General features: G+C 62.5%; 9 protein-coding genes. 2 read left to right on the top strand and 7 right to left on the bottom strand.

Annotation, left to right across the window (positions count from 1 at the left end; genetic code table 11):
- Positions 1-131: 131 nt before the first annotated feature.
- Together GZ093_RS01790 and GZ093_RS01795 are read right to left on the bottom strand one after the other, a co-directional pair.
- On the bottom strand, positions 132-272 hold the full coding sequence (locus tag GZ093_RS01790) for a hypothetical protein (RefSeq protein ID WP_296481259.1): 141 nt from the start codon (positions 270-272) through the stop codon (positions 132-134).
- A 60-nt stretch (positions 273-332) separates the two neighbouring features.
- Positions 333-1,259 carry a DHHA1 domain-containing protein gene (locus tag GZ093_RS01795; protein ID WP_296481261.1) on the bottom strand — a complete coding sequence of 309 codons (927 nt, stop codon included), beginning with the start codon at positions 1,257-1,259 and terminating at the stop codon, positions 333-335.
- A 98-nt stretch (positions 1,260-1,357) separates the two neighbouring features.
- On the opposite strand from GZ093_RS01795, the gene GZ093_RS01800 reads away from it, so the two are divergent.
- The gene (locus GZ093_RS01800) at positions 1,358-1,651 is read left to right on the top strand and encodes a 2Fe-2S iron-sulfur cluster binding domain-containing protein (RefSeq protein WP_296481264.1); all 294 of its coding nucleotides are present in this window, start codon (positions 1,358-1,360) and stop codon (positions 1,649-1,651) included.
- Positions 1,652-1,721: 70 nt separating this feature from the next.
- Here GZ093_RS01800 and ylqF read toward each other — a convergent pair whose 3' ends face one another.
- The 4 genes from ylqF to yegQ all read right to left on the bottom strand — a co-directional run bounded on the left by ylqF (position 1,722) and on the right by yegQ (position 5,254).
- Positions 1,722-2,678 (bottom strand): ribosome biogenesis GTPase YlqF, encoded by a 957-nt coding sequence (gene ylqF / locus GZ093_RS01805; RefSeq protein ID WP_296481267.1) that lies wholly within the window; start codon positions 2,676-2,678, stop codon positions 1,722-1,724.
- A gap of 54 nt (positions 2,679-2,732) precedes the next feature.
- Positions 2,733-3,323, bottom strand: a complete 591-nt coding sequence (locus tag GZ093_RS01810) for an NAD(P)H-dependent oxidoreductase (protein ID WP_296481270.1) — start codon at positions 3,321-3,323, stop codon at positions 2,733-2,735.
- Positions 3,324-3,448: 125 nt separating this feature from the next.
- A complete protein-coding gene (gene arfB, locus GZ093_RS01815; RefSeq protein WP_296481273.1) occupies positions 3,449-3,874 on the bottom strand; it encodes an alternative ribosome rescue aminoacyl-tRNA hydrolase ArfB in 426 nt (141 codons plus the stop codon).
- A 9-nt stretch (positions 3,875-3,883) separates the two neighbouring features.
- Positions 3,884-5,254, bottom strand: coding sequence for a tRNA 5-hydroxyuridine modification protein YegQ (gene yegQ / locus GZ093_RS01820; RefSeq protein ID WP_296481274.1), 1,371 nt, complete (start codon positions 5,252-5,254; stop codon positions 3,884-3,886).
- Positions 5,255-5,699: 445 nt separating this feature from the next.
- Here yegQ and GZ093_RS01825 point away from each other — a divergent pair, with 445 nt between their 5' ends.
- The gene (locus GZ093_RS01825) at positions 5,700-6,827 is read left to right on the top strand and encodes a beta/gamma crystallin-related protein (protein ID WP_296481277.1); all 1,128 of its coding nucleotides are present in this window, start codon (positions 5,700-5,702) and stop codon (positions 6,825-6,827) included.
- A 68-nt stretch (positions 6,828-6,895) separates the two neighbouring features.
- Here GZ093_RS01825 and fusA read toward each other — a convergent pair whose 3' ends face one another.
- Entirely contained in the window at positions 6,896-8,950 is a 2,055-nt protein-coding gene (gene fusA, locus GZ093_RS01830; protein ID WP_296481279.1) for an elongation factor G, read from the bottom strand.
- Positions 8,951-9,008: the final 58 nt, after the last annotated feature.

Below are 9,008 nucleotides of genomic sequence, written 5' to 3' on the forward strand. Positions count from 1 at the left end.
GCCCGCGCTGCCGTAGACAGCCTCTTGTTACTCAGATGCGTGATGTGCCAGTCACCCAGCCAAGGTGAACCTTCGAATTCCAGCAGCGCGACCTGGCCGCTGGCTGGCTCAAGCGGCACGGTGTGCAAGGATCAATAGCGCAGTGCCGTGCCGGCCATCAGGCCATCAAGATTCATGAACTGTCCCAGGGCGGGATTGAAAGACTGCGTGAATTTGCCCGCGCCCTGGAGCCATTGCCCGCTGACGCGAATCAGCTGTTTCCGGGCTGGCACGCCAAGTTGGACGCAGCGCCTGACAGCAACGAGCGACCGGCCGACGGCCGAACGCCTGCCCTACTGCGTCACGAATGCATCGAGGGTCCCGCTCAGCAGCTCAGGCAGGCGCTCCAGACCCATCTTGAAGCCGCAGGCCTGGGCGTGGCCACCGCCGCCCATGCTTTCGGCCAGCGCAATGCAACTGAAGCCGCGTTGTGAGCGCAAACCGGCCTTGACCACGCCACTCTTGTCGACACTCCACATCAGGGCAAAGCTGCCACTTTTCTTGCTCAAAATCTCACCCACCAAGCTGTGAAAAACGCCCGGGGCGTTGACCATCAAGCCGCGCTGGCCATTGAAGCTGATCGGCTGAGCCCCCTCGGCAATGTCCAAGGCGAGCTTGCTGAACTTCTCGTCCATGGCGCGGCCGCGTTCCACGTAGCTGGCCAGCTGCGCGGCATCAAAGGCCGCAATGTCCCGCCAGCGCTCAAACTCGAACGGTTCCATGTCCAGTGCCGCCAGGAAACCCGGGCTCTCGAGGTATTGCCAGACCCAGATGTCGCGGTCTTCCACAAAACGCACCAGATCGGGCAAGGGCTGCTCGGGGTGAAAGAACTCCCAGGCCAGGCGGGCACCCGACTTGTGCATGTCGAAATGCACCACGCCACAGCGACAGGCAAAGCCCGTCAGCTTGTCAGCGGCGCTCTTGTGGTGATCGAGCATCACCAACTTGGCGGCACGCTCTTCAATCTGGCGCGTGAGCTCGGGCGAGAAGGAAAAATCGAGGATGTAAACCGCCCGACCCGCCAGAGCGGGCAAATCCTCCACCGCCTTGATATCGCCATGGTCCAACCCCAGAAACTCAGCCCGGCCGGCGTAGAACAACCAAGCGGCCAGCGCCGCCGCAAAGCCGTCCGGGCAGTTGCGGCCGTGGTAGAGAATGAGCGGCTGCGGGTCGGTGAGCTCGGGCTTGATCAGGAGACGCAGGGGAAGTATGGTTTTCATGGAGAAATGATTTTATTTATGATGCTACTTATTTTATAGCTTATTACGCAATGGATACGAGGGCTGCAGCCGAATTTAATACAAAATATAATGCAAAAATGAGTTCTGCCGAAAACCCCCTCTTTTTCACCGCTAGTGTCGCACCGGGCGGACAACAGGTCGACGCCTGGCTAAATCAACCGCTGCTGCTCTCGCTGGAACAGGGCAGCGTTGATTGGCCCAGCTCCTGCCGCAACGGCACCTGCCGCACCTGCATCGGCCAATTGGCGCAGGGCCAGGTGCGCTACGAGATCGACTGGCCGGGCCTGAGCGCTGAGGAAAGGTTCGACGGCTATGTGCTGCCCTGTGTCGCCTATCCGTGCTCGGACTTGACGCTGCAGCGCGAGAGTTGAGCCAACCCATGCCGGATTGCGTCTCGCGGCTCATCCGACCTGCGGGGACGGTCAATTCTTGCATTTGTGTTCAGGATGCCCTTGAATCGGGTCGTGGTATCTTTTTGAACCGTATCTTGCGGTCGAGTTCAATCGCATCTTTCTTGACCTGGCGCGCGGCATCGAGTTTTTGCCCCGCAGCCAGCCACTCGGCAAATTCCTGCGGGGTTTCCAGTGTGATGCGCCCCAGGGCGGCAGCGCGAAAGTCGTAAATCACGATCTCGCCGGCTTTTTGCAGATTGACGCCCTTGCCGCTCTGCAATGCGCCGCGTTTGCGCCCAATCGCCTCCAGCAATTCTTCATCTTGCAGGCCGGCGACCACATCGAGTTTGTACCGCGCCGCCAGCAACGCCGCGTAATGCACTTTCAGGTAGGCCAGCAGTTCCAGCGCCACCTCTTCTTCGTTGAACGCATTGCGCCCAATGGCGCCGCTGGCGGCCAGGTTGTAGCCGCTCTTGGCCACGATGATGCGCGGCCACAGCATGCCGGGTGTGTCATACAGGTAAAAATCATCGGCCAAGGCGATGCGCTGCTCCAGCTTGGTGATGCCGGCCTCGTCGCCGGTCTTGGTGGCGCGTTTGCCGGTGAGCGTGTTGATCAGCGTGGACTTGCCGACATTGGGAATGCCGCAAATCAGCACCCGCATCGGCTTGACCATGCCGCCGCGGGTTGGGGCCAGCGCAAAACATTCCTTGATCAGCGCCTTGGCCGGTGCGCTGACACTGGCATCCAGCCCAATCGCGCGCGTGTCCGCCAGCGCGTTGTAATGCGCCAGCCACAGGGTCGTGCGCGCCGGGTCGGCCAGGTCCTGTTTGTTCAGCACCTTGAGCGTGGGCTTGCCCGCCGTGAGCTCGGCCAGCATCGGGTTGGCGCTCGACCCCGGCAGACGCGCATCGAGCAGCTCAATCACCACATCGATGTTCTTGATCCGTTCTTGAATCGCCTTGTGGGTCAAATGCATATGACCCGGAAACCACTGGATAGCCATTCTCTTTTTTTCCTTTTGCCGATCCGACAGCGGCTCGACGACCCCGCTATTGTCCTATTGAGCGGCGCCGCCCAGTCTACGCAGCTTGGCCTGCCACTTTTGCACACCAGCCTCGCCCAGCTTGTCGACCAGGCCGATCAAGGTCTCGTTGACCGGCGCAATGCCGACAAAGCCGAGGATGTTGCGCTCCAGATTCTTGACACTGTGGGCCCGAAAGTACCAGCGGTACAGCAGAGCCGGCATGCCCATGGTGACCACGATCCGGGCCGATCGCTCGCTCAAGCCTTTCTTGGCGAACGGGTTGCCGCCCTCGGGCTTGAATGCAAAACCAGGTCGCGCCACCTGCTCCAGAAAGCCTTTCAGCAGCGCGGGCATGTCGCCCAGCCAGAGCGGAAAGAACAGCACGATATGCTGCGCCCAGCCAATGTCGTTCTGCGCCTGCGTCAGCGCCTCGGGCAAGGCGCCATCGTTCCAGGCCTGCTCGCTGCGCAGCAACGGAAAATCGAGTTGTGCCACCGCGACCCGGCGCACCTCATGCCCGGCCGCCTCGGCACCTTGGGCATAGGCGTCTGCCAGCGCGTGGCCCAGATGAGGCATCACAGCGTCAGGGTGACCCTGAATCAGAACAATACGTCGTGCAGCCATATTGACCTCCTTAGACAAACTGGAAGCATAGAAAAGTCGCTGGCACGGGGGCTTGATGTTGCGCAACGCTGGCGCGCGAAAAATGGCGCACGGGTCGCATCGCCGACGAGCAACGGCGACTCAAATCAGGATTGCGCGTCGACCCGGCCGCGCGAGGCCTTGGTCTGGGAGCGCTGGCTCTTGGCCACGCGCAGTCGCTGCTTGGATGCATAGCTGGGCTTGGTGGCGCGGCGGGTTTTAGGGGGCAGCGCCACGCTGTTGACCAGTTCATGCAGACGCATCAGGGCATCGAGCCGGTTCATTTCCTGGGTGCGCTGCTGCTGCGCCTTGATCACCAGCACGCCGTCCTTGGTGATGCGACTGTCGTGCAGCGCGAGCAATCGCTGTTTCACATCGGGCGGCAAGGACGAGGCCGCAATGTCAAAGCGCAAATGGATCGCGCTGGAGACCTTGTTGACGTTTTGCCCGCCCGCACCTTGCGCCCGAATGGCCGAGAGTTCAATCTCGGCTTCGTCGATGTGCAGCAGGGGTAGGGCGGCAGGCGAAACCATGACGCGCGCTCAGGCGCTCGTGCTTGTGAGTGCCGAGTCAGCTTCTGGCGCCGCCACGTAGCGCGCCACAAAGGCGCCCACCGCACTGGCGGGCAGGGGCAACCACACGATGTGGCCACTGCCGGGCGCTACCGTCACGGCTTGCCCGTGGGCATCTTCCATGCGCTCAAGCTGCAGATCGAAGTTGCCGCCCGGGTGGATGATCTCGAGCCAGTCGCCCACGGCAAAACGGTTCTTCACGGTGACTTGCGCCAGGCCGCGCGCCGCATCGAAGGCCGCCACGTCGCCTACGTACAGGCTGCGGCCGGACTCGGAATAACCGCGCAGGTAGTTTTGCGTGGACTCCGGCGTGTGGCGCTGGAAAAAGCCCGAGGTGTAGCCGCGGTTGGCCAGGCCTTCAAGCTGACCGAGCAACAGTGGGTCGAGCTCGCGCCCGGCCACGGCGTCGGCAATGGCGCGGGCGTAACTCTGCACCGTGCGCGCCACGTAATACGGGCTCTTGGTGCGGCCCTCGATCTTGAGCGAATCAACGCCAATCTCGACCAGGCGCTTGACGTGTTCAATGGCGCGCAAATCTTTGGAATTCATCACGTAGGTGCCGTGCTCGTCCTCTTCGATCGGCATGTAACTGCCGGGGCGCTGGCCTTCCTCGATCAGATAGACCTGATCCGGGGCCGCGCCGCGGTGCGCCTGTTCCTGCTCGCGCTCAAGCGCCGCCTGCGGTGCCAGCACATCGCCCGAGGCATCGACCACGCCGGACAAGGTCTTGTAGTCCCAGCGGCAGGAGTTGGTGCAACTCCCCTGGTTGGCATCGCGGTGGTTGAAGTAGCCCGACAACAGGCAGCGCCCCGAGTAGGCAATGCACAGCGCGCCGTGCACAAACACTTCGAGCTCGGTGTCCGGGCAGTCCTGGCGGATTTGCTCGACCTGGTCGAGCGATAACTCGCGCGACAGGATCACCCGGCTCACGCCCACGGTTTTCCAGAAACGCACGGCGGCGGCGTTGACCGTGTTGGCCTGCACCGAGAGGTGGATTTCCATCTCGGGCCAGGTCTCGCGCACCATCATGATCAGGCCGGGGTCGGACATGATCATGGCGTCGGGCTTGAGCGCAATTACCGGCGCCATGTTTTGCACATAGCTCTTGATCTTGTTGCCGTGCGGGAAGATGTTGGACACCAGGTAAAACTTGTTGCCCAGGGCGTGGGCGTGCTCAATGCCCTGCTGCAGCACCGCCAGGTCGCCAAAATCGTTGTTGCGCACGCGCAGGCTGTAGCGCGGCTGACCGGCATAAATCGCGGTGGCGCCGAAGGCAAAGGCGGTCTCCAGCATCGTGAGCGAGCCCGCGGGTGCCAGCAGCTCGGGCGTCTTGACGCTCATGTGCAGACTCCGCCGCGACCGGCAGGCGGCATGGCCGCAGGCGCGGGCGGGAGAAGCAGGGATCGGCGGACAGTGGACATCAGTTGAGTTCCGGCTTGCATAAAAGGGCGACAGTTCGTCACGGGCTGCCGATTATCGGTTCTGCGGCCGCTGGCGTCCTGGCAAGCGCATCCGGTAGGTGCCAGCAGGTGCACCCAACAGACATCGGGTCGATGCCCTGTTCTATATAGAAAAATAGGCTATAGCCCTCGTGGAATAAGACTATATCGCTATTGAATATGTAGCTATTTGGCTGCAATCATGAATTGCTTGACTTATGTTTGCTGGCGCACAGACGCCATTGAGTTGAGAGGCGATAGTCGCCGCTGTGCTACCCGATTGATGGATGCCAGTAGCACGTCGGTGGGGATCGGCAGCCCACCCTAACTTTCTACAGGAACAACGAATGAACGCATTATTGAAAAACGCATTGGCAGTGACCGCCGTGGCCATGGCCGCGCAAGCGTCCGCCCAGGTCACTCTCTTTGAGCAGGATGGCTATCGAGGTGAGTCCTTCACGACCTCCAGAACAGTCGATAACTTGGAGCGCCGGGGCTTTAACGACCGCGCCTCGTCGGCAGTGGTCGTCGGGGCGCGCTGGGAAGCGTGCGAAGACCAACGCTTCAACGGCCGCTGTGTCGTGCTGCGCCCGGGCAAGTACCCGTCACTCAATGCCATGGGCCTGAGCAACCGCGTCACCTCGGTGCGCGCCGTCAGCCGCAACGCCCGCATTGCGGATCAGCGCTATGCGCCGGCACCCGCACCCGTGATCGCTGCTGCGACCCCGCAGATTACTTTTTACGAAAATGAAGGCCTGTCCGGCCGGTCTTTCACCACCGAGCGGCAAGTGAACAACTTCAACCGCTTTGGCTTCAATAACCGCGCTTCATCGGCGGCCGTGGTGGGCGAGCGCTGGGAGGTTTGCGACGATGTGCGCTTTCGCGGGCAGTGCGTGGTCTTGCGTCAGGGCACCTATTCGTCACTGCGCGCCATGGGGCTGAACGACCGCGTGTCGTCCGTGCGCATGCTGAACCGCAATGAGCGCGTCAGCGAGCGTCGCTATGCACCCGCACCGCTGGCCGCGCCAGTGGCGGCGGCGCCCGATTTCCGTCCCCAACGCGACGAACGGCTGTTTGAAGCCAACGTCACCTCGGTGCGTGCTGTGATGGGTACGCCTGAGCAGCGCTGCTGGGTCGAGCCCGGGCAAGTCGCCCAGAGCAACAACAACGTTCCGGGCGCGATTGCCGGGGCCTTGCTCGGCGGCATTCTGGGCCATCAGGTGGGCGGGGGCACGGGTAAGGACCTCGCCACCGTCGGCGGCGTGATCGCTGGAGCAGCCCTTGGTTCCCAAGTGAACGGCGGCAACCAACAGGCCGCAACCCAAGACGTGCGTCGCTGCGAAAACGTCCCCAACCAGAAGCCCCAATACTGGGACGTCACCTACAACTTCCGGGGTCAGGACCATCGCGTTCAGATGACCACACCCCCCGGCCAGACCGTGACCGTGAACCACCTGGGTGAGCCGCGCAAGTAAACACCCATCAAGCCCTGCTTAAAAGCCCGTCAAAGCCATGCTTTGACGGGCTTTTGCTTTTGTGCCGCTTACTCTTCGCCCAGGTTCAGTGCCTGGTACCTGCTCGCGAGCTGCTGCTGGGTGCTGCCAGGCACAGGCGCATAGTGCGAAAAGCTGAGGGTGTAGGAACCCTGGCCGGCGGTAAGTGACTTCAAGCGGCCCTGGTAGTCGTCCAGTTCCGCCAGCGGGATTTGTCCGCCAATGGCGACGTTGCCGTTTGAACGCGGCTGCGTGCTCGTGACATGGCCGCGCCTGGCGGCCAAGTCGCCGGTGAGGTCGCCGATGCTGGCCTCTGGGGAAAGTACCTCGATGTTGACCAGGGGCTCGAGCACGATCGGGCTGGCCTTGAGCACCGCATCGAGCGTGGCTTTGCGCCCGGCGGTCGTGAAGGCGATGTCTTTGCCGTCGACGGCATGGGTTTTGCCATCGAGTACCGTGACGCGTAGATCGTCCAGCCCAAAACCCGCCACTGCGCCCTCGACAAGTGCCTGGCGCACGCCTTTTTCAACCGCCGCCATGAACACCCCCGGAATGGCGCCGCCCTTGACCTGGTCCGCAAATTCGAAGCCCGCCCCGCGCGCCAGCGGCTCCACGCGCAGCATCACCTCGCCAAACTGGCCGGCACCGCCGCTTTGTTTTTTGTGGCGGCAATGGCCCTCGGCCTGCGCTGTGATGGTCTCGCGGTAGGCAATTTGCGGCGCGCTGGTGTCAAGCTCCAGCTTGTACTGCTGCTGCATGCGCAGCAGCTTGGTGCGAAGGTGCATGTCGCCCAGGCCGCGAATCACGGTCTCATGAGTGCCGGGATGGCGCTCGATCTTGAAGCAGGGGTCTTCCAGCGCCAGCTTGTTCAGGACTTCAAACAGGCGCTGCTCGTCTCCCTTGCGCCGGGGGTGAACCGCCAGCCCTTGCATGGGCTGCGGGAATTGCAGGGCCTTGAGGTGAATGCTGTCCTGCTCATGCGACTCATGCAGCACGCAGTCAAATTCGATGTCGTCAACCTTGGCAATCGCCCCGATGTCGCCCGGGATCAGCGCCGGCACTTCAACATAGTCCTTGCCCTGCAGGCGGTACAGATGGGTCACTTTGAAGGCGTGCTTGGCCGGGCCGGCAAACAGCTGGGCGTCTTTGCGCAGCGTGCCCTGGTGCACCCGAAACACACCGAGCTTGCCGATAAAGGGGTCGACCACGAGCTTGAACACATGCGCCAGCACGGGCAGTGCATCATCGGGCTGCGCCAGAAAGGCTTGCGGCGGCTTGCCCGGTTTGAGCTGGTAAAACGGCGGCGGGTTGCCCTCTGCCGGGCTCGGCGCCAGCTTGGCCAGCGCGTCCAGCAGTTGCGGCACGCCGGCACCGGTCTTGGCCGAGACAAACAGGATCGGAATCAGATGGCCGGCGCGCAGCGCGCGCTCAAAAGGCGCATGCAATTCCTGCGGGCTGGGCTCCAGGCCATCTTCCAGGTAGCGCGCCAATAGGCTGTCGTCTTCTTCGATTAGCTGGTCGATCAGGGCGCGGTGCTCTGCTGCGACCGACGCAAAGTCGCTCTCGCCGTCCGCGTGTCCCAGCAGCTCCACCACGTCCTGGCCATGATGCAGCGGCAGCTCCAGCAACAGGCATTGCTTGCCAAAACGCGCGCGGATATCGTTCACCAGGGCCAGCAGGTCGATGTTGTCAGCATCGATCTTGTTCACCACGATCATGCGGCACAGGCCGCGCTCACCGGCCAGCGTGAACATGCGCTCGGTCGAAAGCTCTATGCCGGTCTGCGCGTTGATCACCACCAGTGCGGTGTCCACGGCGGCCAGCGCGCTGATGGCCTGGCTGGCAAAGTCGGGGTAGCCCGGGGTGTCGATCAGATGAACGTGGGCGCCGCCGGTCTTGAAGCTGACCAGCGCCGACTGCAGTGAGTGCCCCAGTTCTTTTTCGATGGGGTCGAAATCGCACACGGTGCTGCCTTTTTCAACCGAGCCCCGGCTCTTGATGGCGCCGCTGGCTGCCAACAGGCTCTCAGCCAGGGTGGTTTTGCCGGCCGCACCGTGGCCGACCAGTGCAACCGTGCGAATGGTGCTGGAGAGGTTCTGGCTCATGAAAGTCCCTTGAAATGACGTGACACAGCACGTAGTTTCAATCGACCGAGGCGCAATG

It is taken from the genome of Rhodoferax sp. (genome assembly GCF_010365055.1).
In the GTDB taxonomy this organism is placed as follows: Bacteria; Pseudomonadota; Gammaproteobacteria; order Burkholderiales; family Burkholderiaceae_C; genus Rhodoferax.